Source organism: Candidatus Protofrankia datiscae (assembly GCF_000177615.2).
In the GTDB taxonomy this organism is placed as follows: Bacteria; Actinomycetota; Actinomycetes; order Frankiales; family Frankiaceae; genus Protofrankia; species Protofrankia coriariae.
The window spans coordinates 15,039-39,726 of sequence record NC_015656.1; the positions used below are offsets into that span (position 1 = coordinate 15,039).

General features: G+C 69.6%; 21 protein-coding genes, 1 tRNA gene and 1 pseudogene. 15 read left to right on the top strand and 8 right to left on the bottom strand.

Translation table 11 applies throughout. The annotated features are described in order from the left end of the window. Nucleotides 1–342: 342 nt before the first annotated feature. The 8 genes from FSYMDG_RS27645 (at nucleotide 343) to FSYMDG_RS00100 (ending at nucleotide 9,703) form a co-directional block, all read left to right on the top strand. Nucleotides 343–1,239 (top strand): DUF3566 domain-containing protein, encoded by an 897-nt coding sequence (locus FSYMDG_RS27645; protein WP_237702920.1) that lies wholly within the window; start codon nucleotides 343–345, stop codon nucleotides 1,237–1,239. A gap of 84 nt (nucleotides 1,240–1,323) precedes the next feature. Then, a tRNA-Ile gene (locus FSYMDG_RS00070) sits at nucleotides 1,324–1,397 on the top strand. Nucleotides 1,398–2,268: 871 nt separating this feature from the next. Next, nucleotides 2,269–3,549 carry a Rieske 2Fe-2S domain-containing protein gene (locus tag FSYMDG_RS00075; RefSeq protein ID WP_013871605.1) on the top strand — a complete coding sequence of 427 codons (1,281 nt, stop codon included), beginning with the start codon at nucleotides 2,269–2,271 and terminating at the stop codon, nucleotides 3,547–3,549. A gap of 458 nt (nucleotides 3,550–4,007) precedes the next feature. Beyond that, nucleotides 4,008–5,750, top strand: a complete 1,743-nt coding sequence (locus FSYMDG_RS00080; RefSeq protein WP_013871606.1) for a PEP-utilizing enzyme — start codon at nucleotides 4,008–4,010, stop codon at nucleotides 5,748–5,750. Then, nucleotides 5,747–6,820, top strand: coding sequence for a hypothetical protein (locus FSYMDG_RS00085; RefSeq protein ID WP_013871607.1), 1,074 nt, complete (start codon nucleotides 5,747–5,749; stop codon nucleotides 6,818–6,820). Before FSYMDG_RS00080 ends, FSYMDG_RS00085 begins: the two co-directional genes overlap by 4 nt. Then, nucleotides 6,817–7,611, top strand: a complete 795-nt coding sequence (locus FSYMDG_RS00090) for an HAD family hydrolase (RefSeq protein ID WP_013871608.1) — start codon at nucleotides 6,817–6,819, stop codon at nucleotides 7,609–7,611. The genes FSYMDG_RS00085 and FSYMDG_RS00090 overlap by 4 nt, the downstream gene beginning before the upstream one ends. Continuing rightward, nucleotides 7,611–8,213: a hypothetical protein gene (locus FSYMDG_RS00095; RefSeq protein ID WP_013871609.1), complete on the top strand. Its 603-nt coding sequence runs from the start codon at nucleotides 7,611–7,613 to the stop codon at nucleotides 8,211–8,213. The genes FSYMDG_RS00090 and FSYMDG_RS00095 overlap by 1 nt, the downstream gene beginning before the upstream one ends. Further along, nucleotides 8,210–9,703: a pyruvate, phosphate dikinase gene (locus tag FSYMDG_RS00100; protein ID WP_013871610.1), complete on the top strand. Its 1,494-nt coding sequence runs from the start codon at nucleotides 8,210–8,212 to the stop codon at nucleotides 9,701–9,703. Before FSYMDG_RS00095 ends, FSYMDG_RS00100 begins: the two co-directional genes overlap by 4 nt. A gap of 257 nt (nucleotides 9,704–9,960) precedes the next feature. Here FSYMDG_RS00100 and FSYMDG_RS00105 read toward each other — a convergent pair whose 3' ends face one another. Beyond that, a complete protein-coding gene (locus tag FSYMDG_RS00105; RefSeq protein ID WP_202797649.1) occupies nucleotides 9,961–11,031 on the bottom strand; it encodes a cation diffusion facilitator family transporter in 1,071 nt (356 codons plus the stop codon). Nucleotides 11,032–11,094: 63 nt separating this feature from the next. On the opposite strand from FSYMDG_RS00105, the gene FSYMDG_RS27295 reads away from it, so the two are divergent. Then, nucleotides 11,095–11,391, top strand: a complete 297-nt coding sequence (locus FSYMDG_RS27295; RefSeq protein ID WP_202797650.1) for a hypothetical protein — start codon at nucleotides 11,095–11,097, stop codon at nucleotides 11,389–11,391. Between the two features lie 642 nt (nucleotides 11,392–12,033). On the opposite strand, the gene FSYMDG_RS00115 is transcribed toward FSYMDG_RS27295, so the two are convergent. Beyond that, entirely contained in the window at nucleotides 12,034–12,537 is a 504-nt protein-coding gene (locus tag FSYMDG_RS00115; protein ID WP_043602601.1) for an NUDIX domain-containing protein, read from the bottom strand. 149 nt (nucleotides 12,538–12,686) lie between these two features. On the opposite strand from FSYMDG_RS00115, the pseudogene FSYMDG_RS29875 reads away from it, so the two are divergent. Beyond that, nucleotides 12,687–13,082 (top strand): annotated as a pseudogene (locus FSYMDG_RS29875) (toll/interleukin-1 receptor domain-containing protein); the annotation flags it as partial. A gap of 312 nt (nucleotides 13,083–13,394) precedes the next feature. After that, nucleotides 13,395–14,267: a tetratricopeptide repeat protein gene (locus tag FSYMDG_RS27650; protein WP_237702922.1), complete on the top strand. Its 873-nt coding sequence runs from the start codon at nucleotides 13,395–13,397 to the stop codon at nucleotides 14,265–14,267. A gap of 13 nt (nucleotides 14,268–14,280) precedes the next feature. On the opposite strand, the gene FSYMDG_RS00125 is transcribed toward FSYMDG_RS27650, so the two are convergent. After that, entirely contained in the window at nucleotides 14,281–14,955 is a 675-nt protein-coding gene (locus FSYMDG_RS00125; RefSeq protein WP_013871615.1) for a hypothetical protein, read from the bottom strand. 83 nt (nucleotides 14,956–15,038) lie between these two features. On the opposite strand from FSYMDG_RS00125, the gene FSYMDG_RS22400 reads away from it, so the two are divergent. Continuing rightward, a complete protein-coding gene (locus tag FSYMDG_RS22400) occupies nucleotides 15,039–16,544 on the top strand; it encodes an ISL3 family transposase (protein WP_432763258.1) in 1,506 nt (501 codons plus the stop codon). A gap of 8 nt (nucleotides 16,545–16,552) precedes the next feature. On the opposite strand, the gene FSYMDG_RS00135 is transcribed toward FSYMDG_RS22400, so the two are convergent. From FSYMDG_RS00135 to FSYMDG_RS00150, 4 genes are all read right to left on the bottom strand, one after another. After that, nucleotides 16,553–17,821, bottom strand: coding sequence for a DUF4407 domain-containing protein (locus FSYMDG_RS00135; protein ID WP_013871617.1), 1,269 nt, complete (start codon nucleotides 17,819–17,821; stop codon nucleotides 16,553–16,555). 336 nt (nucleotides 17,822–18,157) lie between these two features. Then, nucleotides 18,158–19,564 carry a dihydrolipoyl dehydrogenase family protein gene (locus FSYMDG_RS00140; protein WP_013871618.1) on the bottom strand — a complete coding sequence of 469 codons (1,407 nt, stop codon included), beginning with the start codon at nucleotides 19,562–19,564 and terminating at the stop codon, nucleotides 18,158–18,160. Between the two features lie 202 nt (nucleotides 19,565–19,766). Next, complete coding sequence (locus tag FSYMDG_RS00145) at nucleotides 19,767–20,453, bottom strand: TetR/AcrR family transcriptional regulator (RefSeq protein ID WP_013871619.1); 687 nt, start codon at nucleotides 20,451–20,453, stop codon at nucleotides 19,767–19,769. Further along, nucleotides 20,450–20,914 (bottom strand): nitroreductase family deazaflavin-dependent oxidoreductase, encoded by a 465-nt coding sequence (locus tag FSYMDG_RS00150; protein ID WP_013871620.1) that lies wholly within the window; start codon nucleotides 20,912–20,914, stop codon nucleotides 20,450–20,452. Before FSYMDG_RS00150 ends, FSYMDG_RS00145 begins: the two co-directional genes overlap by 4 nt. A 483-nt stretch (nucleotides 20,915–21,397) precedes the next feature. On the opposite strand from FSYMDG_RS00150, the gene FSYMDG_RS00155 reads away from it, so the two are divergent. From FSYMDG_RS00155 to FSYMDG_RS00165, 3 genes are all read left to right on the top strand, one after another. Further along, complete coding sequence (locus FSYMDG_RS00155) at nucleotides 21,398–22,114, top strand: DedA family protein (protein ID WP_013871621.1); 717 nt, start codon at nucleotides 21,398–21,400, stop codon at nucleotides 22,112–22,114. Between the two features lie 667 nt (nucleotides 22,115–22,781). After that, entirely contained in the window at nucleotides 22,782–23,324 is a 543-nt protein-coding gene (locus FSYMDG_RS00160) for a YbhB/YbcL family Raf kinase inhibitor-like protein (protein WP_013871622.1), read from the top strand. Between the two features lie 168 nt (nucleotides 23,325–23,492). Continuing rightward, nucleotides 23,493–23,624, top strand: coding sequence for a DLW-39 family protein (locus FSYMDG_RS00165; protein WP_013871623.1), 132 nt, complete (start codon nucleotides 23,493–23,495; stop codon nucleotides 23,622–23,624). 105 nt (nucleotides 23,625–23,729) lie between these two features. Here FSYMDG_RS00165 and FSYMDG_RS00170 read toward each other — a convergent pair whose 3' ends face one another. After that, nucleotides 23,730–24,674, bottom strand: coding sequence for a methionyl-tRNA formyltransferase (locus FSYMDG_RS00170; protein ID WP_013871624.1), 945 nt, complete (start codon nucleotides 24,672–24,674; stop codon nucleotides 23,730–23,732). Nucleotides 24,675–24,688: the final 14 nt, after the last annotated feature.

The following is a 24,688-nucleotide window of genomic DNA, read 5'->3' on the forward strand; positions in this document are numbered from 1 at the left end:
CCCCGGCCGGCCACGCCGAAGAAGGCGGACACCGGCTCCCAGCCCGGCCGGGCGGACGGGAAAGCCGCGACCACGGGCTCGAACGCCTCCTCCAGGCGCCCGACCCCGGGCCGGCCCGTGAGCTCCCCAACCACCCCGGCGGGTGCCGCGGGCCCACGGCCGGGCGCATTGTCCACATCGTCCACGTCGGCGACATCACCGACGTCAGCCGCCACCGGCTCGACAGGCTCGGCCGGGCCTGCCACCAGCACGTCGGCGGGGACGCGCGGGCCACATCCGACCACGGCCGGCACCCCGTCCGGCGACCCGGCCGCGCCGCGTCAAGCGGCAGGATCTCCCACCGTGACCGACAGCGTCGACACGGAAGCCATCGCCCTGGCATCCGCTTCGACATCCACCGGCGGGCGGCCCCGGCTCGATTCGGACACGATCTCGCTGCGCCGCCCGGCGAAGAAAATCGGCGGTTCAACCGGTACCGGTGCATCGCCGGCCGCCCGCCCGGCAACTGACGGCCAGGTCACGCGCGGCGCGCCGGGCGGGGATGCCGGTGGTGTGGGACAGTCGAAACGTGGACCGGCGGCCGCGGCGGCGCAGGCTTCGGAGACGGAGGCCTTCAAACGGGTGGACGGTGGACATCCACACAGTGACGATCGGGCTACGCCCGCATCGTCTAATCGTCGTGCCACAACAGGCCCGCTGGTGCGCGGTGGGACCACAGGTACTCGGGATCCCCTCGTGAAGCGGCCGACCGACCCCACCGGCGCGGGCGCGTCCGGCACCTCCCAGATCCCCGTACGGGAACGGGGCGGAGTGAAGGAGCCGGCGGCCACCGGGCCGATGACAGGCACCGCCACCGGGCCGTCCGCGATGCGCCCACCCGGGCAGGGACGGCGGGCCCGGCTGCGCATCACCCGGGTCAACCCCCTGTCGGTGGCCCAGCTGACGTTCGCGTTCTCCCTCTGCGTGTTCGTCGTACTGATGATTGCCGCTGCCGTGCTGTGGTTCGTACTGAACTCGATCGGCGTCTTCGACAGCGTCGTGGAAGCGGCGGACACGCTCACCGACGGCAGCAACGGCGGCGTACGCGCCTGGTTGTCGTTCACCAGAGCCATGGAGATCGGCCTGCTCGTCGGCGCGATCAACGTGATCCTGATGACGGCCCTGGCGACCCTGGGCGCGCTGCTCTACAACCTGTGCACCGAGATGGTCGGCGGCATCGAAGTCACCCTGGGCGACTAGCCGCGACACGTCGACCGTGACGGGCTTCCAGCCCGGGTGCCTGCCCCGAACATCCCGCGCATCCGGTACTGTGGAGCCCAGCAAGGACCTGTAGCTCAGTCGGTCAGAGCGCTTCCCTGATAAGGAAGAGGCCGGTGGTTCAAGTCCACCCAGGTCCACGGGCTTGTTTAGCGTGCTTGCCGAACTGTGTTCGGCTTCGCCGGGGCCGCGATGTCTGTCCAGGGGGCGACCCCCTGGAACCCCCGGTGCCGGGCTTCGCCCGGCCGGGCGGGGGACGTTAGCGATGCTGTCTGTGCCGTTCAGTTCGACGTCCTCGCCCACGTCGGGGTCTTTCGGGGCTGGTCAGCCCGCCGTCCGCAGCTCACCCAGTGCCGCATCCAGCGATCTGGTGCACGTGAAGTTGACCCGATTTCATACGCACCTGGGCTCTTTGGGACAGTGGTTTCGAGGAGGATCGCAGGTGCCGAGATCAGAACCGCCCTACACCGCCGAGTTCCGCCGGCAGATGATCGAGCTCGTCCGAGCCGGAAGATCACCTGAGGAGCCGGTGGCGGAATATGGCCCGTCGGGTCAGTCAATCCGTGACCGGGTACACCAGGACGAACGCGCGGATGGGATTCGGTCCGACGGGCTGGCCGCCGCGGAGCGCGACGAGCCGAACCGGCTCCAGAAGGAGAATCGGCAGCTGTGGGAAGAACGGGAGATCCTCCGGAAGGCAGCGGTTTTTTCACGTCACGGAGATCTGTCAGAGATGAAGGTTGCTCTGACCGACGCGGAGAAGACACTATTCTGTCTTCATATTGGCCTGCGTGCCGGGTATGTCGCGCGAGGGCTGATGAGGGTGGCAGGAGCGGAGCAACGGGAGACTGTCACGCTCCGTTCTGCGGGAGCCCAGGGGTGCGATTCCCCTGAGCCATCTGACCTGAAAAGCAGGGTGCTACAGATGGCGCGGCATTCCCGTGCACCGGATGGGAACGACCCGACCAAGCGATGTCATTATTGATTTGGTAACAATCCAGAGGAGGCCCTGTGTCGGCTCGGCGACGACGGCTGAAGGCTTATGACCGACGCCTGCTGGCGAACCAGCCCGTCAGTGAGGAACAGCGCACCGACTACCCGGTCGGTTGGTACTTCGCCCGCTACGGTGAGGATCTCAAGCCGGGCGACGTCGTTCCGCTCGAGCTGATGTCACACCAGTGGGCGCTGTTTCGCACCAAGAGCGGCAAGGTCGGCATCATCGACTCCCTGTGCTGCCACGCCGGCGCCGACCTGGCCCGATCCGGCTGGGTGACCGAGGACCGGCTGGCCTGCGGATACCACGCCTGGGAGTTCGAGACCGACGGCCGCTGCACATCCATGTCGCGTGTGCCGGCGGACAAGATTCCGGCCCGAGCGCGACAGCGCTCAATCCCGGTGATCGAACGGGCCGGGAACATCTACTTCTGGTACGGCCCGGAACCCGTCCGCGCGTTCGTCGACCTGTCACACTTCGAATCCGACCGGTTCGAGAACGTCAAGGGTCAGATATACATCGGCCGTGGCGACCCCGAACGTATTTCGGAACACATTGTCGATTCCTATCACTTCCCGTACAGCCACAAAATCAAAGTGCCGGTCGAGTACTCCGTGCTGGCGAACGAGGGAAACCGGTTCGAATTCCAGCTCCACCCACTGAGCAACGCCGGAGACGCCCGACTTCAGGCGATCAGCACCCACGCCTTCGGTGAGATGGCCGCCCCGTGTATCGGCGTCTATCGAACCCAGACCAGCACAAAAATCAACAGGAAGACCCCGCTGCTGACGGTGCTCACCGCCGCGACCCCGATCCGCGAGGGCCTGTTCACCTTCTCCTGGCGCATCGCCGTCCGCAAGATCGGTCCGGACCGCTATTTCATGCCACTGAACAAGGCGTTCGCCCGCTTCATGTTCTTCCTGGTTCGCTGGAACTACTACTCCGACATGGAAGTCCTGAAGTGGATGCGCAATCCACCGGCCAAACCTCTGCTGGTCAAGCCAGACGGCCCGGCCATCCGTGAGTTCCGGCAGTTCTACCGACGCCACATCATCCCCGGCTGGCGCTGGGGTGATCCGGCGCCGGAGGGCTGGACGGGCTCGAACGGCGGGGCAAAGAGCACCGCGCTTGCGGGGGTCTCGGTCAACGGCGAGACCGGCACCGTTCCGGCAACCAGGGCCGTCGCGCCGAACCCGACGGTGCCGGTGAACGGGACGGCCTCTGTCGACGGGGCCATCCCGGCCCCCGAGACCCGGCCCGGTCCGATCTTTGTCGGGAAGCAGGGAAGCCCCAGGTAAGGGCCTACTCGGGGCCTCCCCGGGGCCTCGAGCAGGGCGGTCTGGAGTTCTGTGCCTGGCCGTGTACCGCTTCAGCCGCCCTGCGTGTCACGATCGAGATGACCCCCGCCACACAGGCGGGGGTCACGTGGTGCGTGTAGCCCAGGCTGCGTCATGCCTGCCGCGCGGGCCAGCTCAGCCTGGCGCCAGCCGCGCCGCTGGCGCGGTTCCCGCACAGCCCGGCCCGGCTCGAACGCCAGCTTGGCCGCCGGGTACGCCCCGCGCACCCGGCTCACCCATCCGCCGTTCCCCAGCTCCACCCGTGTCTGTCGGTTGTTTTCGTGCGCATCCGACGAGCCCTCTCTTGACAACAAACACTTGTTTGTAAACGCTGACTGCACCCGACGAGCAGGCAGCCTCACCGCCTTGTTGGCCGGGGCCGGGGCCGGAGCGGGAGACCAGACCAGGAGAGGAGCCGCATGACCATCAACGTGGACCCGAGCGGTCCTTTACACACGCAGTCACGACCTGAACGCTTCTGGAGCACGACGAACGTGGGGGAGGCACTCCCGGGCGTGGCGACACCCCTGGGCTGGTCGCTGTGGGGCCCCGCGGTCGACGTCGGGGTCCGTGACTGCTTCGCGCGTATGGGCGCGCTCGCGTCCGGTGATGTCCGTGTACAGGACGATCCCAACGACGCCGTCGCCGCCGTCTTCTACGGCCGCGCCGCCCTGAACGTCAACTTCTTCTGTGAGATGGGTGGGCTGCTGCCCGGCTCGGGGCCGGACGCGATCGCGCGCCAGCTGCTCGGCGAGGTCCCGGCGGGCATCCCGTTGGCCCGCTCCAGGCGCCGTCTGCCGTTCGTCGCGGTCAGAATGCCCTACGCGCTGGCCACCATCCGCCGGGACGTGATTGCGCGGACCGGGCCGACGAAGGCCTGGTGGCAGGCGTGGGTACCGCGTTTCGACACCCTCGACGAGGCCGGCGCCCGGCACGCGCTGGCCGAGGGCCGGGACCGCTTCACGGAGATGATCCGAGTGCAGGCCGGTGGCGTGTTCATCGGGGTGCAGGCGGTGTACGACCAGCTGCTCACCCTCATCGAGAAGGCGGGCCTAGACCACGCGCAGGCCAACGCGCTCGTCGCCGGCCAGGGCTCGCACGCCGAGACCGACATCATCTTCGACCTGTGGCGGATGGGGCGTGGGGAGCTGGATCTCGACGCCTTTCTTGCCAGGCACGGCTATCACGGACCCCGCGAGGGCGAGGTCTCCGGGCGGGTCTGGCGCGAGGACCCCACGCCGGTGCTCCGCCTCGCCGCGCAGTACGGCGAGCGCGACGACACCCAGGACCCGGCGCTGGCCGCCGCGGAGCGGACCCGGGCGCGCGAGCGGGCCGAGCGTGAGCTGCTGGCCGGGCTGCCCGCCGCGCAGCGGCCGGGGGCGAAACTCGTGCTGAAGCTGGCGGTGTCGCGGATCCCGCTGCGCGGGGTGGCCAAGGCCGCCTACCTGCAGGCTCTCGACGTCGCCCGCGGAGCCGCTCGGAGGCTGGGCACACTGCTGGCCGCGGACGGGCGTCTCGACGATCCCGAGGACGTGTTCCTGTTCGAGGTCTCCGATCTCGTCGACGGGCTACCCGCCGGGGCGAAAGAGATCGCCGCCCGGCGGCGCGCCCAGCGCGCGGACTTCCTGCGCTACGACATCCCCACGCACTGGCAGGGCAGGCCCGCGCCCTTCGAGCTGGCGCCCGCGGACGACACGTCTGGCGCCTCGGCCGCGCAGGCCGCGCAGGCCGCGCAGGCCGCTGTCAGTGGCATCGGTGCCAGCGGCGGGATCGTCGAGGGCTTCGTACGCGTGGTCCACGACCCGACCTTCAACGACATCGAGCCCGACGAGGTGCTCGTGTGTGTGACCACCGACCCGAGCTGGGCGTCGGTGCTGTTCCTCTCCTCGGCCCTGGTGGTCGACATCGGCGGCCTGCTCAGCCACGCCGCCGTGGTGGCGCGTGAGGTCGGGGTGCCGTGCGTCATCGGTACGGGCAATGGCACCAGGGTGCTGCGCACCGGCGACCGCGTCCGGGTCGACGGCAACAAGGGAACGGTGGAGATCCTCAGGCGGGCCGCGGAAGGCACGGACCGCGATGGCGTGACCCGTGGCAGCACAGAAAGTGGCAGCACAGAAAGTGGCAGTGTGACCCGTGACAGTGAACTGGAGAGCACCGCATGAGCACTCCCACGGCCACCAGTGCGACCACCGGCACGGCCACCGTGTCGTCCCGCGGCGTCCCGGCGGAATGGTTGCCCCGCCCCGAGGACGAGCTGTTACACAAGCCCTTCGGCGACGAGTCCTTACCGTGGAAGGAGACCTTCTTCATCACCGTCCGCGATGATGCCCTCAACGCGAACATCAACATGCACATGACGGTCAGCGCCAACCGCTCGCCGAACACCCGGTGCGCCATCGGCGTTGCGCAGGGCAACAAATCGGTCATCCAGGTGCTGCGGACCGACGGGACGCACAACGACCGGCAGGTCGGCAACGAGCTCGCGCGGCTGGAGATGGTCAACCTCTCCTGGGACTCCAACCACGAGCTGCGGTGGGTCGGCAGCCTCGACGAGGTCGAGTTCGACCTGACGCTGAAGGGGAAGCACTTCGCGCCCCTGTGGGACACCATGTTCAGGGGCTACTACGCCACCGGGGAGAGCGGGCAGGTCTACTGCCACACCGAACAGGTCGTCACGGCCAACGGGACGATGCGCTGGCGCGGCGGGCCGGAGCTTGCGTTCTCCGGCTTCGGCTGGCGCGACCGCGGCTGGGGCCGGCGCAAGACCCAGCTCATGTGGAACACCGGCTGGGACCTCCTGTCGGCGATCCTGCCGGACGACAGCGTCTTCTCGGTCATCGCGCTGCGCAGCCACGAACTGCCCGAGCCGGCTCCCATGCCGGTCGCCGGCTGGTGGTCGGACGCGCACACGCTCGTCCCCTGCGTGGGCGGCGTCTACCACAAGGAGGCGACCGCCTGCCCGAAGCACTACGAGCTCGAGTTCTCCAACGGGCACCGCATCGCCGGTGACCTGGTGCGTCCGACGGGGCGGGTCGCGGTGGCGATGCAGGAGGCCGAGGTCGGGCCGGAGGCTCCCAACTGGGCCGCCACGATGCAGGACTACTACGCGATCTTCGTTGACCCCGAGGGGCGGGAGTTCCCGCTGTTCACCCAGAACGGCTACATCCACAAGGTCGACGTGTTCCGTGGCACGCAGTTCGTCCACGCGGGCTCGCCGCCCCGCCGGGCATGATCGGGGCGGTCGTCTTCGACGTGGGCGGGGTCCTGTGCCCGAGTCCCGTCGGAGAGTTCGAGAAGGTCGACGCCGAGTACGGCCTGCCGGCGGGCACGGTGATGTCCTTCGTCCGAGGCGGCGAGCTGTTCGCCCGCTGCGAGACGGGGCGGATGTCGATCGCCGAGTTCTACCGCCGGTGCTCCTCGGCGATCGCCGAGAAACATCATGTCGATGTGCCGGCGCAGCGTCTGGACGCGATGCTGTGGGCGTGCATGGGCGACAGCGTCCGGCCCGAGATGGTCGCGCTGGTCGTCGAGGTCAAGGCGGCCGGCTACCAGACCGCGTTGCTGACGAACATCTTCGCCGAGCGGCGTGACTGGCTGCACACGCTGCTGCCCGCGGGCACGATCGACGTCTACGGCGACTCGTCGGAGCTGGGGCTGCGCAAGCCCGATCCCACGATCTACCGCAGGCTCCTGGCGATGCTCGGCCGTGGGCCACGGGAGGTGGCCTTCGTCGACGACTTCCCCGAGAACCTCGTGCCCGCGCGCGACCTGGGGATGGTCGGCGTCCTGTACGAAAGCCCGCGGCAGGTGCGCCGGGCGCTGGTCGAAGCCGGCGTGCGGATCACCCTCGATCCGCTGGACGGCCGCACGGGCGAGCCGGAAGCGCGTGAGGTGGGAGCGCGTGAGGCCGGTGGGAGCCCGCGAGGCCGGGCCGTGGCCCCGCCCGAGCGGGCCGGCGCTTCGTTCGAGCGGCCCGGCGCCCCGTCCGAGCGGGCAGCAGTTCCATCCGAGGAGGTGGCCTGATGGATCTCGCGGTGTTGCAGGCGGTGCGGTTGAAGGGCGGGCTGGCGGACGCGTCCACGGTGATCTGGCTGGCCGGCGGCGACGAGGCCGCCGTGCGCCGCTCGCTCGAGTCGCTTGTGGTGGCAGGGCACGTCCAGGAGCGCCGCGGCCGCTATCGGCTCATGCCCGGCGGGCGCGACATGCTGCGGGTGGCGCTGGCCGCCGAGCGCGCGGGCCTGGACGTGACCGCGCTCGACCTGGTCTGGGAGGAGTTCAGCGCGCACGACCACAGGCTGAAGGTCATCCTGCGGGACTGGCAGCTGCGCGACGAGGAGCCCAACGACCACTCCGACGCGGCGTACGACGCCGCCATCATCGCCCGGGTCGAGGCGCTGCACGGCGATGTGAGCCGTCTCGCGACGCGGGCGGCCGCCATCGTCCCCCGGCTGCGCCGCTATCCCGGCCGGCTGGAGATGGCGCTCGTCCGGCTGCACGGCGGCGACCGGCGCTTCCTGACGCATCCGATGGTCGACAGCTACCACACGGTCTTCCACGAGCTGCACGAGGAACTCTACGGCGCGACCGGACGCGACCGGGCGAGCGAGGAGGCCACGACCGGATGACCACGATCACCACCGCGGTGCGCCCGCTCGTCCCCGACCCCGACGGCGACCGCGCGTTGCTGGGCGGCAAGGCGTGGGGCATCCAGCGGATGCTCGCGCTCGGGGTGCCGGTGCCGCCGGCCTTCGTCGTGACCACCGAGGCGTGCGCGCGCCACCGCGTCGTCGGCGGCCGGCTGCCCGCCGACGTGCGCGCGGCGTTGCCCGCGGCGATCGCGTACCTCGAGGAGGCCACCGGCCGCACCTTCGGCTGCGGGCCCACGCCGCTGCTGGTGTCGGTGCGCTCGGGCGCGGCCGTCTCGATGCCCGGAATGATGGACACCGTTCTGAACCTGGGGATGACGCCGCGGGTGCAGGTGGCGCTGGCCGTCTCGACAGGCAACGCCCGGTTCGCGGCCGACACCGCCCGGCGTTTCACCCGCCAGTTCGAGGCGGTCGTCGGTGTCGCGCCGCCCGCCGAGCCGGCCGCGCAGCTCGAGGCCGCGGTGAGCGCCGTGTTCGCCTCGTGGGACTCGCGCCGCGCCCTGGCCTACCGGCGCGAACGCGGACTCGACGACGACGCGGGCACCGCGGTGACCGTGCAGGCCATGGTGTTCGGCAACCTCGACGACGCGTCCGGGACGGGTGTGCTGTTCACCCGCGACCCGCTCACCGGGGATCCCGAGCCCTTCGGGGAGTGGCTGCCGCGGGGGCAGGGGGAGGACGTGGTCGCGGGCACCCACGACCCGCTGCGCCTCACCGAGCTGGCGCGGGCGCAGCCCGCCGTGCACGCCGAGCTCATGGCGCTCGCGGCGACGCTCGAGCGGGAGTGCCGTGACGTGCAGGACATCGAGTTCACTGTCGAGTCCGGGCGCCTGTGGCTGCTGCAGACCCGTGCCGCGAAACGCTCGCCGGCCGCCGCCGTGCGGCTTGCCGTCGCGCTCGCGGAGGAGGGGCTCATCGGCGAGCGCGAGGCCCTGGACCGGGTCTCTCCCGGACAGGTCGCCGCCGTGCTGCGCCCGCACGTCGAGCCGCACGCGCGCGCGGCCGCACGCGTGCTGGCCTCGGGACGTCCCGCCTGCCCGGGGGTCGTCAGCGGCGTCGTGGTCTGCGACACCGAGGCGGCTCAGGACCGCGCCGACGCCGGTGAGGCCGTCGTGCTGGCCCGCCCGACCACCGACCCCGAGGACGTGCCGGCGATGTCGGCTGTCGCGGCGATCCTCACCGAGCTCGGTGGCGCGACGTCGCACGCCGCGGTGGTCAGCCGCGAGCTTGGCGTGCCCTGCGTGGTCGGCTGCGGCACCGGGACGCTGATGGGCCTGGCGGGCACCGAGGTGACCGTGGACGCCGCCGCGGGCGAGGTGTTCGGGGGCGTGCTGCCCGTCGTGGCCCCGACCGGGGCCGGAGACGAGCCTGACCTCGCGCGGCTGCTGGCCTGGGCCCGCGCCGAGCCCGGCGCAGATCCGGCCGCCTCACTGCCGGACCTGCTCACGGCACGCGACCGCACCAGGTAACGCGGCCGCAGCAAGCGCCTTGAGCGCTGGCCAAGTAGCGCGAATCCCGTCCGCAACCATCCACACAGGTCATGATCGGCATCCATCGACGCGACGCTGACCATTGCCGTCGGCCCGCTGGCCGCGCGGGTACGCCGGGTGGCCCGGTGGGCTGTGGACAACTCTCGCCGTACCGCGTGCCGCCGGCTGCCCCGGGAGCGCCTCACAGGCTGGTGCCCTGTGGGTTGGCGTCCACGGGTGTCCTACGAGCTGGCGTCTCACTGGCTGGTGTCACCGGTGCGGGAGTGCGCGAGAACGCCGTGACGGGCGAACAGTGCACACCGGTGGTCAGCGTCACGCGTGTCATACGGATCATGAAGGTCATACATTGCCAAGTCGCGCGCTGCCGGTTCGTGTGCCGCTGGGTGGTCGGTGTGGACGGTCGCGCTGATCAGCCGCGGCACGGCGTGGGTGAGGGCACGCTCGGCGGCCATGGCGATCGCGTGCGCGTCGACGACGGTGAGCTCCCCGGGGACGACGATGTCGGCCTCGGCGTGCAGGCGGTGGCCGATCCAGCGCAACCGGACCCGGCCGACGGCGCTGACACCCCGGGTGGCCCGTAGCGCGGCCTCGGCCGCGTCGATCAGATCCGGGTCGACGGCGTCCATCAGGCGCCGGTAGACCTCGCCGGCGGCGTCGCGGAGCACGGCGAGGATCGCGACGGTGATGACCAGGCCGATGACCGGGTCGGCGGTGTCCCAGCCCACGGCCACACCGGCGGCGCCCAGCAGCACGGCCAGCGAGGTGAACCCGTCGGTGCGGGCATGCAGCCCGTCCGCGACCAGCGCCGCCGACCCGATCCGCCGGCCAATGCGGATCCGGTGTCGAGCCACCAACTCGTTGCCGGCGAACCCGACCAGCCCGGCCGCGGCCACCGCCGGCAGATGGGTGACCACACGGGGATGCAGCAGCCGGTCGACGGCTTCGTAGGCGGCGAAGCCCGCGGACGCGGCGATCGTCGCGAGGACGGCGACGCCGGCCAGGTCCTCGGCGCGGCCGTAACCGTAGGTGTAGCGGCGGGTGGGCGGCCGTCGGCCGAGGACGAACGCGACGCCGATGGGCAGCGTGGTCAGCGCGTCCGTCGCGTTGTGGATGGTGTCCCCGAGCAGCGCCACCGATCCGGACAGCATGACGATGACCATCTGAAGAGCAGCGGTCGTCCCGAGCACGGCCAGCGATATCCACAGCGCACGGATCCCTGCGGCGGACGTCTCCACCGCCGAGTCCACCCGGTTCACCGAATCATGGGAGTGCGGCACCAGCCAGTGAGGCAGTCGTCGCCGCCACACGTCATGCGTGTGTACCGTGCCGTCCCCGGCGCCACTGTCACCATGACCGTGATGGTGGTCATCGTGACGACTGTTTCCGCGTCCGCGTCCGCGCCCACCGCCGCCATGCCCGTGGCCACCGCTGTCGCCACCACCGCCACTACCTTCATGATCACCGCCACCACCGTGGCCGTGGTCATGACGGCGACCATTCTTATGGTCACCGTGGTACTGCTTACGGTCACCGCGGGAACGGTCGCCACGGTCCCTGTGGATGAAGCGGACGAAACGGTGACCATGGGCGGGGTGGTCGCTGTGGGCGGAACGGTGACCATGGGAAGCATGGTCACCGCAGTCACGGTGACCATCAGCGTCATGTGAACGGTGACCACTGGCGTCATGAGGATGGCGAGCGTCGCGAGAATGAGCGTCGCGGGGATGAGCATCGTCAGGACGAGGGTGACCGCTGGCGTCCGGGACACGCTGTTCATGCGCCATACCCGTACGCTGCCACGAAAGGATCATTGCTGCGACGGCGCACCACACCGCCATACGCAGATACGGATTCCCCGTAGATGACCGTATCCGCAGGTGCGACAACGTCGCAGGCGGGGCGCGGCCGGCAGTGCCCGCGAACGGAGCCGCGGCGTCGAGAACGCGGGGGTGAGGGGGAGCGGAAACCACGTCACCGCTCCGTTCGCGGGCTCTTCTTTCGCACCCTCGTTCCCGCTCGCCGGTCAGGAAACAGGATGTGTGGCCGGTCCGGTGGGGGTTGGTGGGCGGGCGGCGGCCAAGGGCATCGAGGGGGAGCCCGGGCGCCCTGGCCGGGGCGGTCCGGTGAGGAGCGGAAAAGCGCGCACAGCGGCGAACTTGTCCAGATCATGGTTTGTGTGGGTGGCCCCGCACGGGTATACGGCCAGGGGCGGGCAGGTCGACGGCCGTCGCGTTCGAGCCGGACCAGGACGGCCATCGTCGGGGTGCGTGCGAACCGGTGGCCGATCGTCCTGACGGGTGTGCGGCCGGTCAGCCGGGTGCGGCCGTCGGGGGCCGGCCGTGCTGGAGGTAGGCGGTCTGGCCGGTGTGCAGGGCGTCAGCGCAGGCGTGGACGCGTCGGGCGATGTATGGCGCGAGAAGCTGGTCGCGTTCCGCGGGGGTACACAGCCGCCATGCGATCAGCTCGTCGGCCTGTAGGCGCAGGTGTCGCTCGGCGTCATCGAGGGTGAGCACCCCGCCGTCAAAGACGAAGTTGGCCAGCGCTGGCCGTCCGTTGTCCTGGGGCGGTATCCAGTCGACCGCCAACAGCCGTCCGGGCCGCAGGTCCAGCCCCAGCTCTTCCTTGATTTCCCGTCGTGCGGTCTCCCACGGGTACTCTCCCTCCTCCATGTGACCGCCGGGCAGGAGCCAGGAGTCGGTGCGGTAGGACGGCTGGACGAGCAGGATCCGGCCATCGGGATCATGGAAGAGGGCGCTGGCCCCGGCGATCGAGCGCGGGAGCGTCGCATAGAACTCCGCTGGTGGCAGTGACATCTGCTTCAGATTAGCGGAAGGTGTAGGTGGCAACCGCCGGTATGACGGCGCTTTCCACCTACAGACGTGGAAGCCGTGGGTGGAAATAGTCGTTATGGCGACGGAAACCACCTACGCTCCCCATCCGTTGTTGGTGGGATGCTGGGCACGTGACCGACGGGGGCGCCGATGAGGGCCGCTGGGACTTCTTCGTCTCGTATGCCGAGGCGGATCGTGAATGGGCGGAGTGGCTCGCCTGGACGTTGGAGGAGAACGGGTACCGGGTTCTGATCAGGGCATGGGAGTCCGTCCCGGGGACTGTCTGGTCCGCTCTCGAACAGGAGGGCCTGCGCCGAGCGAGCCGGCTGCTGGCGGTGGTGACACCGGCCTATCTCGAGTCGGATGACGGCGGCGCGCAGTGGCAGGCGGTACGGGAATCGGACCTGAAAGGAGATACCCGGCGGCTGGTCCCGATTATGATCGAAACCTGTGCTCCGGGCAGCCTCGGAATGCTGGGGACACGCGGACGGATCGACCTGACGGATCTGTCGGGGCCGGCTGATGAACAGGTGGCGCGGATCCGGCTGCTCGACGGGCTGCGGGACGCACAGGCTGGGCGGAGGAGGCCGGACAGCCCGCCCACGTTACCGGTCCGGAAACAGGCCACGGCAGGCCGCCTGAGACCGGCAGGTCCGATGCCGTTCCCGGAACGGGTAGCCCGCGCGACCGAGCGGGGAGCTCCGGGGCCCGGGTCAGGGCTGTCGAACGATGCGGATATCGCCCCGGCGGGGACTGGAGGCGGGGCCGGAGGCGATGCGCCCTCGACTTTTCCGGGCATTCCGTCCTCGAAACCGGCCACATGTTCTGGCCGTACCCGGGTGGGGACGCGCACGGATCTCGACGGTGGCCGGGACGCCGACGAGCTCCGCCGCCTGGGAACCGAGAACCCCGGCGGTCCCGGCGAGCCGGCCAACTGGCCCGCATATGAGGCTCTGGTCTCTCGTGCCACGGCCCCCCACGTCCTGGCCGTTGCCGGCCGGCTTGCCGCGACGGCCGGCGAACCGCCTGAATTCCGTCGTCTTCTTCTCGACCTCTGTCGTTACCACTACGCGCGGGGGCGGTTCGGCGAGAGCCGTGACCTCGCCGAACGTGCCCGCCGCCACTGGCTACCGGTGCTCGGCCCCGACCACCTCGACGCCCTGGCCGCGGGTCATCATCTGGCCCGTGCTCTCTTCGCCCTGAAGAGGGACGACCACCAGAGGGCCTACGAGCTGGACCAGGATATCCTGAGTCGGCGGCGGCGGATTCTTCCGGCCGACCATCCCGACATCCTGGCGTCAGCCAACAGCATTGTCATGGATCTGCGTGCCCTGGGCCGTTTCGACGAGGCGTATATGTTGGCTCTGGACACGTGGGAACGTCGGCGGCGGGTTCTCGGCGATGACCACCCGGATACCCTTTCCAGCGCGGCGAACCTTGCTGGATGCCATTACCTGCTCGGTGGCCACCCGGAGTCGCTGCGCCTGAACAAGGATGTCTGGGAGCGCCGGCGCCGGGTTCTCGGTGACCATCATCCCGACACGCTCGCCTCCGCCATCAACACGGCGATGGACCTGTACGCCCACGATGACCGGAGGCCGGCCCGAACGGCCGCTGAGAAGGCGTTTGTGCGCTGCCAGGAAGTTCTTGGCCATGACCATCCGTGGACGCGGACGGCTGCGGGCCTTCTCCGGGAGTGGCGCGAACAGTGATCCGGAGTATCCGTCACGGCCGTTCGTCCGGCCCTCGTTCGTCGTCCCGTGGGGCGGGAATTTCTGGAATATCAGGGAAAAGGTCGGCGGCCGAGCGCGTCGCCCGCATCCATTCTGACAGGTCCCGCTCCGGAGTGCGTTCCCGTTCCGAGGCGCGTTCCCGGATTCGGGTGACTATTGTCGTGGCCTCGCGTGGGGGGTACGTCTCGTCGGCGTCCGGCAGTTCCTCGGCGGTGAGGACCGTGCCCCGGAGTTCGTCCCCGACCCGGGCCGTGACCAGCGGACCGATCACGAGCGAGATCGACTCCAGGGCGCGGGTGGCGGCGAAGAAGGCCCGGAAGGCTGTGGCATCGATGCCGTCCCTCCCGGGGAACGAGACTGGCGTTCCCGCCGCGCGGTTGGTCGCGATCGAGTCGAGAACGCCTCGGGCCCGCTCCCGGACGTCCTCGAAGCTGCTTTCCGCCGGTGGTACGAAGTAGAACGTCTTCTCCCAGGATCCGGACATTATCGGCCCGTCGTAGGTAATCCGTGTGCCCTGTCCTCCCACGGCGGCGGCCAGGGGGCTGGAGAGCGAGTCGAGCAGATCACTCAGCTCTGGTGAGATGTTTTCGGGCTCTTCGTAGTCGACTGGAGGGCGTGTCCGGCCACCAACTGTGCGTGACAACCTGGGGTGACGGAACGTAGTCACGCTTTGGTTCGGGGAAGCGGGGCACCCGCCCGCTGAAATGATCGCTCTTACCAGAGAAGAGATCGTCAGGCGGACGGGTGCGTGTGTTCAAGGGTAGGGGCTGTGCGCTGGGCGGGCTGCTGGGGCTGCCCGCCAGTGTCGAGGTCGAACTGGTCGAGCGGGAGGCGGACGGGTCGTTCACGGTGCATGTGCGCACGGCGGCGGGGGTCGAGGCGTGCTGCCCGGGCTGCGGGGTGCCGGCGGGCCGGGTCAGGGAGGCAGCCGGGCAGACGGTGGCGCATCTGGCGGTGGTCCCGATGGCGGTGACCTGGCACAAGCACCGGTTCTGGTGCGACAACGGCGGCTGTGACCAGGCTGTTTTCACCGAGGGCGGACCGCTGGCCGCCCGCGGTGGGACGGTGTCGGCCGCGGCGAAGGAGACGATGGGCCACCTGGTCGGGGACTGGGTCGTGGCGGTGGACCTGGTCGCGCGGACGGCCGGGGTCAGCTGGCACATCGCGCACCGTGGCTTCGTCGCGGTGGCCGAGGAGGCGGGGATCGTGGTCACCGCCCCGGCTGGGCGGACCGGGGCCGACGAGCCGGTCGGAGACGAGGAGAACGCCGTCGGTGGGGAGGCGGGCGTCGACGGTGAGGCGGGCCGCGGGCCCGGCGGAGGCCGGCCGGCGCGGTCGGTGTCCGGGCCGCTGCCCGCCGTCGAGGTGCTCGGGATCGACGACCACCGCCGGGGCCGTCCCCGCTACCACCGGGACCCGATCTCCGGTGGCTGGGTCGCCGACGCCGACCGCTGGCAGACCGGGCTGTTCGACTCCCGCGGCGGCCACGGCCTGCTCGGGGCCGTCGAGGGCAGGACAGCGGCGGCCACGGCCGGCTGGATCGGCGCCCAGCCCGCGGCCTGGCGCGCCGGCATCCAGGCGGTGACGATCGACATGTCAGGCGTCTACAAGTCGGCCGCCCGCGACGCGCTTCCGCACGCGATGATCGCGGTCGACCCGTTCCACGTCGCGCAGCTGGCGAACAAGGCCGTCGGCGACGTCCGCCGCCGGGTCACCCACCAGCTGCGCGGTCGCCGCGGCCGGGCCACTGACCCCGAATACACGATCCGCACCCTGCTGGTGCGTGGCCCCGGCACGCTCTCCGACAACGGCCGCGCGAAGATCCTGACGACCCTGGCCGACCTCGGCGGCGAGGAGAGCTTCGCGATCGGCGCTGCCTGGCGCGCGAAGAACCACCTGCTCGGCCTGCTCGCGCTCTCCCCGACCCGCACCGGCCGGGCCACCACCCGCACCGACGTCGACAGGGCCCTGACCAGGTTTTTCGAGTATTGCGCCACGACCGGCGCGACCGTCCCCGAGATCGTCACCCTAGCCGAGACAGTCTCGGACTGGCGCGTCGGGATCACAGGCGCCATCCTGCATGGCCTGTCCAACGCCGCGGCCGAGGGAGTCAACCGGCTGATCAAACTCGTCTACCGGACCGCCTTCGGCCTGACCAACGTCCCCAACCAGCAACGCCGCGCCCGCTACGTCGCGTCCCGCTCCACCCGCCCCGCCTGGCTACACCCCGTCACCACCCATGCGGCGGCTGCGTAATCAACCGATTACACATTCCAACTCAGTGTGGAGAGCCTGTTTTCGGAGGTGTACACCGTTCCTTTCAGCTCCTCCTCGGCGCTGTTCGCCTCGTAACGATGTGGCCATCGTCGCGCCCGGCGAGCCCTGGGCTTTTTTGTCCCGGTTGTCCCATGGCGACGGCGCGGATCTCGTTTCGTCTGTCCGATGTTGTCACCGGTCACCCGACGATCCCGGGAGGCCGAGTAGTGATGGCGCAGATCTCGTTTCGCCTGTTCGGCTCGCAGCCGGATCTCCATGAGATCGACATCCTCGTCGGCCCTGGACGAGGCGAGCATGACCCGTAGTCGGGAACGGCTCGCGGCGGCGACGGAGATCTCGTAGGCGCTGTTGCGGCCGGCCAGCTTGATGAACAGCACCGCGAGGTCGAGAGCTATGAGCAGCAGAGAGATCATTACACAGACCAGAAGCGCGTGCAGGTTGTGGCGGAGCACTGCCAGCAACGCGTCCTGATGGTCGAGAACGCCGGCGGGCGGCGGTGCGCTGTCATTGTTCTCCGCCGTCTGTCTACTAGCGTCACCGTTGATCCGTTCGATGTTCGCCGACCTGTTCGACTGTGCGGTGGCAAGGGTTTCCGCGGCCTCGTTCTGCCGGGCGACCGCCTTTGCGTAGTTATCGTTGAGAAGCTTGAATACGGGGCCGTTTCCAGCCAGGCCGGTGGCTCCTCGTCCCTCGCGCTCGTCCGTGACCGCGGTGAATGCCTTCCCGACGGCCGTACTGGCGGCCTCGAGTTGGTTCTGGTCATTTTTGATCTCATCGTCGAGCGCGGCGAGCTGAGCGCTTCTGACCTGCTCGACCACAGCGTTGAGCGTGGCTGTCCGGTCGGTGTGCCGCCGGCCGAGTTCCGCCGTGATCTCGCTGTCGAACATCTTCAGGACCAGCGGGTCGGTCACGATGACCGCGATGAGCAGGGTGATCACGACTCTGATCGCGTAGCTGCCGATCCTCGGCCGGCCGTGCGGTCGAGCGTCCTCCTCGTGGAGATCGGAGAAGTCGACGCTCACCTGGGACAGCAGGAATCTGTCGTAAACCACCACGGCCGCCGCGACCAGCAGGCCGACGAGGACTCCGGGGAAAATCCCGCCCCCGGTCGCAATCATCAGAAAGAACGTGCAGCCGGCTGTCGCATAGACGTAGTAGAGCGCCATGAACAGGGCGGCGCAGGTGTACCGGGCTCGGTCGGTGAACACGGTGACGTGTGCCGGGTCGATCCCGGCAACGACGAGTAGACGGTTCACGTTTTACCGGCCAGCCGCGCGTTTTCGACGGCTGGCACGCGTCCCACGGCCACTGGATCAGGGAATTTCACACATGATCTTCGTAAATCCAGATGGACCTTCATTCAGAGCTCCCCCGTCGTGCTCCATGACCGGGAACGACACCTCCCGGGACGACAACTTTATACCTGTGTCCACGCGGTGGCCGGATTCATCCGTGATGTCCGCCGGGGGTGCGCTTCTGGATGCTTCGTCCGCGGGCCGTTCGTTGTCTTTCCGAAGCCACGACGGTGCGCGGGGACGGCGACGGCCGGTATCGGTCCAGCGGACGGAGGGCGGTGGACGGAAGATGGCGATCTACAGGCCGTATTGTTCGAGGAGGCGTAGCCAGATTTCGCTGACGGTGGGGAATGACGGGACCGCGTGCCACAGGCGGTCCAGGGGTACCTCGCCGACGATGGCGACGGTCGCGGCGTGCAGCACTTCCTGGACGTCCGGGCCGACGAACGTCGCTCCAACGATCACCGATCGTTCGGAGTCGATGACCAGTTTGCTGCTCCCGCTGGACGTGGTGCTGGCGCGGCTGCGCACCTGGGCGCCGGCCACGTCGCCCGTACCGTAGGTCACGCTCCGTACCGGCAGGCCGGCGTCCCGGGCCTGCTGTTCGGTCAGGCCCACCGCGCAGACCTGGGGATCGGTGAAGATCACCCGTGGCACCACGTCCGTGGCGGCCGGGACGTCGCGGCCGAGGATGACGTCGGCGGCGAGCCTGCCCTGGTACTTGCCCATGTGCGTCAGCAACGCCCGGCCGTTGCAGTCACCGACGGCGTAGAGCCAGCCCCCGTCCACCCCGGTTGCCCGCATCCAGCCGTCGACGTCGACGAACCGGCCGGGGGCCAGCCCGACCATGTCCAGGCCCAGATCCGCCGTTGCCGGTCGGCGACCGACGGCGACGAGAATCTCCTCGGCACTGATCCGGCTGCCGTCGGCCAGCGTCGTCACCACCGTCGAGTCGCCGTCCTGCCTGCGCGCGGACACCAGTGGCACACCAGTGATCACTTCTATGCCCGTGGCCTGGAAAGCCGCGCGCAGTTCCTCCCCTGCGAACGGTTCCTCCCGCGCGAGCAGCCGCCCGGCGGCCTCGACGATGGTCACCCGTGGGCACCCGAGACGGTGGAACGCCTGTGCCATCTCCACCCCGGTCGCGCCGCCACCGACCACCAGCAGCCGGCGCGGCACGTAGGTTGCCGCGGTGGCGCTCCGGTTGTTCCATGGACGCGCGTCGCGCAGGCCGTCGACTGGCGGGACGACCGCGACCGTCCCGGTCGCGATGACCACCGCCCGTCTCGCGGTCAGCCTCCTGGCCCCGTCATCGCCGGTGATCTCGACTGTCCGGGTCCCGGCCAACCGGCCGGCCCCGCGAAACAGTGCGATCTTCTTGCTGTCCAGCCAGGGCACCTGGCCGCTGTCGTCCCAGCCGCCGGTCATGTAGTCGCGCCACGCGAAGGCCGCGGCGGCGTCGACGGTACCGGTGACCGCCTGTGCGGCACCGGGAACACGGCTGGCCGCGGCGAGCACGTCGCCGGGGCGCAGCAGCGTCTTGCTCGGAATACATCCCCAGTACGAGCATTCCCCGCCGACCAGTTCGCGCTCCACGATCGAGACGGTGAGCCCGTTGTCCGCGCATCGGCCCGCGACGTTCTCCCCCGCCGGGCCGCCTCCGATCACGATCACATCGGCCTCGTGCGTGTCGACCTCGTGCATGCCGGCCCCCTTGTGCGCCTGCGGACTGTGCCCGGTAGACCAGGGGTACCCGCTGGATGGCCGGAGGCAGCGCGATCATGTCGTGATCATGTTTTTTGCGCTCGGACGCGCGTCCAAAATTCGAGCTTGGAAGTTCTGGAAAAAACCCGCTCCTCGGGCGCTTCGAGGGTGTACGGACGGGACGGGCCGCCACCGATCGCTGTCAACGGGTCTCGGTCTCGGGCGCGGGCCAGGGGACGGGCACAGCGGTGCTGGTGGCGGACCGTGACCCGCGCGCGGACGCGAAGGCGTCGGCGCCGGCCTCCCAGGTTCGTCGCAGGTCGGAGCCGGTGGGGAAACGCTGGTCCAGCTCAAGGATGACCATGCCGTGGGCGAAGGCGAACATGGCCTGCGCCACCTGCGGGTCGCCGGTCGCCAGGAAGAACGGTTCGCCGGACCACTCCTCCAGGCCGGGTGTTGTCGAGCCACGGGGCAGGCGGGAGCTGGTGGCCAGGCGGTACAGATTCGGGTGGGCAAGCGCGTACTCACGGTAGGCGGTCAGGACGCTTGCGATGCTGCCCTCTGCTCCGGGATGGCGCACCGCCTGATGCAGGGCCTGGCCGATCTCGGCCAGTGCTTCGTCGACCAGGGCCAGTTCGACGGCATGCTTGCCCGGCAGGTGTTTGTAGATGGAGGGCGCCTGGATGCCGAGCTCGGCGCCGAGCCGGCGCATGGTCAGGGCGTCGGCTCCTTCCGCCTCGAGCAGTCGCCTGCCCGCGGCGATGATTTCCGCGGCGCGGGGGCTGAGCGCACGCGACCGGGACGGTGCGCATGGGGCGGAATCGGCACGCTGGGCGGAATCGGCACACGGGGAGGAATCGGCGCACGGGGAGGGAACGGACCGCGTCATGCGAGCGGGTCGATGACGAACACCGGATGCCTCGGCGCGATGCGGGCGATCTCCTCGTCGGTCGAGTCCGCGCTGACGCCGTCGAAGAACACTCCGACCTCGGCCTTCCAACGGCGGAGGTAGGCGTGCAGGATCGGCGCTTTGTCCGCGTCCGCCACCTCATGGGCACTCCGGTGCTCCCGGCGGCACCCGAACAGGATGTCGAGGTTGCCGTCGGCGGCGCGCAGGTTGCGTACCCACTGGGTCTCGCCTCGCGGCGCGACCAGGTACTGCCCGCCCTCATGGTTGAGCAGGTTGACCGGGACCCGGCGGGGCTGCCCGCTGGTCCGTCCCTTCACCTCCAGGACGCGGCTGCCCCAGATGCTGACACCGGCCCGGGTGAAGCCCGCGACCAGGTTGTTGAAGACATGTCGGGTGAACCGGCCGGGCTTGCGGTAGTAGATCTTGTCCGCTTCGGCCATGGCTGATCTCCTTCGGGCGCGGTGATGTCACCGCATGGTTGATGTTGGTGGTCACAGATGTGGCTAACGGTGTTAGCCGAGTCTATCGCGCAGATTCGGTTTGTCATGCGGTTCAACCGCGCATGTGCCTGCCCGCCCGGGTCGACCGGCAACGTCGCTGCGCCGGGGCGGAGCGCGGCGGGCGTGGCAGGGGTGTCGGATGCGGCCGGCGCGGATGTCCGCGCCGGCGTGACGAGACGTCACAGCGGGGTCGCGGCACCTCCCGTGGCCCCACTGGATACGCTGTCGGGCAGCCAAGCTTCGATCTGGTGAGCTGGCGGGCGGTCAGTAACGCGGACGGTCGTGACCGCGTTGCTCTTCGTCGGTCGGGCCAGCCGGGTCGGCGCTGGTCCGTTGTCACTTCGAGGAGTGCCCGGTCGAGGCGGGAACCGAATCGGCCGCCAGCCGCCTGGTATCCCGAGCCGCTTCCGGAGGCCCGCCACCGTGTTGACCGCGTCCACGCTTGCTTCGACGACTCTCGCGCTCGGCCCGAGCTTCCTGAACACGGAGCATCTGGCCAAGGCGGGTCTGTTCGTCATCCTGTTGATCGTCTTTGCGGAGTCCGGGCTGCTGATCGGCTTCTTCCTGCCCGGTGACTCGCTGTTGTTCACGGTGGGGCTGCTCGTCTCCAACGGCACGCTGTCGACCCCGCTGTGGCTGGCCTGCGTGCTGATCTCCATTGCCGCGATCGCCGGTGACCAGACGGGCTTCCTGTTCGGGCGCAAGGTCGGCCCCACGCTCTTCCGGCGCCCGGATTCCAGGCTGTTCCGGCAGGAGAACGTGGAGAAGGCCCATGACTTCTTCGATCGGTACGGCCCCCGCTCGGTGATCCTCGCCCGCTTCGTCCCGATCGTGCGGACGTTCACCCCGATCGTTGCCGGGGTCAGCGGCATGAACTACCGGCTGTTCGTCACGTTCAACATTGCCGGCGGGCTGCTGTGGGGTACCGGTGTGACGGTGATCGGCTACTTCCTCGGGAAGATCGAGTTCATCGCGCACAACGTCGAGAAGATCTTCATTGGGATCGTGCTGCTGTCGGTGATTCCGATCGGGTTCGAGCTGCTGCGGGCCCGGCGCCGGGGTGGGCGTTCCGGCCCGGGCGCGGCGCCGGTCGGGGCCCGGCACTCCGCCCGGTCCCGCCGGACCGCCGGAACCGACTGACCAGCAGGCCCCGCCGGATCACCGGAACCAGCTGATCACCGGAACCGGTTGATCCGGTGGCCCTCGCCGGATCAACCGGTCGGCGGAACCAATCGGAAACCGACGGGGGAACGCGGGGAACGAATGATCGGCGATGGAATCGGCCGCAACGGAGAGAGCCGCCACAGCCAGGTAGTTGGGCCGGGCCCGCGCCGGAAACAACCGGCCTGAAAACAAAGGGTCCCGATGGGTGGCCACCGACACGGGGGGAGTCGGTGGCCACCCCACCGGGACGTACCCCACCTTAGCCGTCCAGGGTCCGCCGCGTCCCACCCTGGTGCCAAAAACCTGGCTGGGGCTTCCCAACGTGCTGTTGGGCCGCTGGTGCGTCCCGCTCTGGTGCACAAAGTCGCGGCGTGGCCCGTCGCCTGTCGCGGCCATGACGGGACATCCACATATGGCCTGATTTTCTTTTCGGGAGGCCGCTTCAGGAGACCGCGTGGGAGGCTGCCGCTCATCCCCTGCGTGTCCGGCCATGGCCGGTGGGTGGTAGACGGGTGACGGTATTTCCCGGGGCGGCCGGGGCGGACACGGGCGATCTCCGGTACCGGCCTGCCGAAGAACCACCACAGGAACCACAGGAATTACAGAAGTTCGGTTGGAGAACTACAAGAAGTGAGGTTGGCTGATGTCCCTGCTCGACCGCGGTACTCCCCCGGATCCGTTCGACGTTCTGCCCGTCGTACCGTCGTTCACCCTTACCAGTGACGACTTCGCAGACGGGGACGCGCTCACCAAGGAGTTCGCGCACACCTCGGCCGACGGTGCGAACGCCTCGCCGCACCTGCGCTGGTCCGGGTTCCCGGCACAGACGCGCGGCTTCGTCGTCACCACCTTCGACCCGGACGCCCCCACCGGCAGCGGCTTCTGGCACTGGCTCCTCGTCGACATCCCGGCCAGCGTGACCGAGCTGGCCCACGGGGTGGCAAACGGCGATCCAGCCGGCCTGCCGGCTGGGTCCTTCCACGTGCGCAACGACTACGGGACGGCCGATTTCGGAGGTGCCGCACCGCCTCCGGGGGACCGTCCACACCGTTACGTGTTCGCGGTGCACGCCGTCGACGTCCCCTCGCTCGGTGTGGACAGCTCCGTCACGCCCGCGGTCGTGGGGTTCAACCTGGCGTTCCACACCCTTGCCCGGGGCGTGCTGCGGACCACCTACCAGCGCTGACGCCACCAGCGCTGACCGGCAGCTCTGGACGTGGCATGGCTGGGCTGGCAGGGCTGGCACGGCAGCCGTCGACGCCGCCGGCGCTGACGGCTGCCGGTCACAGCCGGCTGTGGGCTTCCGGCATCACGGCGGTGGGCAGGATGGCCGGACGCGGGTAGGTTGACGGACATGCTGCGTAAGCTCGTCGTTCTCGCGGTTGTCGCCGGTGCCGGCGCGGTGGCGACCGTTGTCCGTCGCCGGCGGGGCAGGGACGAGGTCGACCTCTGGCACGAGGCGACCACCGCCATCAACGCGAGTTGATCCGAAGGTTCTCGCCCCTGATCCCTGATGCCGCGACGGGCCGGACCCGGTGTGACCCGGCCACGCGATTTTGTGGTGCTCGGGAACGGCACCGCCGCGACGCGGTCACGGGTGGCTGGTGAGGTATCCACCCATGGTGCGGAAGTACTCGGTGGCGGGGTATTCGGCACCGTCGTCGGTGCGTATCCGGCGGATCACCAGGCCGCGGTTGTGCCCACGGCGGGCGTCCGCGCCGGCCACGATCACGATGCCGTCGCCTTCGCGGATGAAGACGCGGCCCGGCGTGCCGCCGTAGCGTCCCTGCGACACCGCCGCCGACAGGATCCGGATGCGCTCGCCGCGGTGGAACGTGAAGGCGTTCGGGTACGGGTCGGACTGCGCGCGGACCAGGCGTTCGATGTCCTCGGCCGGCCAGGTCCAGTCGACACGGCTGTCCTCGATCGACCGCTTGTGGAAGAAGCTGGCCCTGGAGCGGTCCTGCCTGACCCAGTCGGTGTGGCCGGAGGCGATGAGCGCCAGTCCGTCGACGGTGATCGGTCCGAACAGGGCCAGCGTCTTGTGGAACAGGTCGGTGGCGGTGTCGGTCGGCTCGACGGGCACGGCCCGCTGCAGCACGATGTCGCCGGCGTCGAGATCGTCGTCCATCATGTGCGCGGTCACGCCGACATCCCGCTCGCCGTTGATCAGAGCCCAGATCAGCGGGGCGAAGCCGGCGTACGCGGGAAGTAGTGAATCGTGCACGTTGAGTGTGCCGTGCCGGGGTAGGGTGAAGACCTCCGGGGGGATCCAGGTGCGCCAGTTCGTGGCCACGATGATGTCCGGTTCGACCTTCTCCAGCTGGCGTACCAGGTCCTCGTCGGGGCGGCTGCGGATCAGCACGGGAACCCCGTGCTCCTCGGCCAGGTCGGCCACGGAGTCGTCCCAGATCTTCTCGTAGGCGTGGTCGCTGTGGGGATGTGTGACGGCGAGGGCCACCTCGTGCTCGGAGTCCAGCAGGGCTCGCAGGGTGCGATGTCCCCAGGTCTGGTAGCCGAACGTGACGACCCGCATGGGGCTCCTCCTTG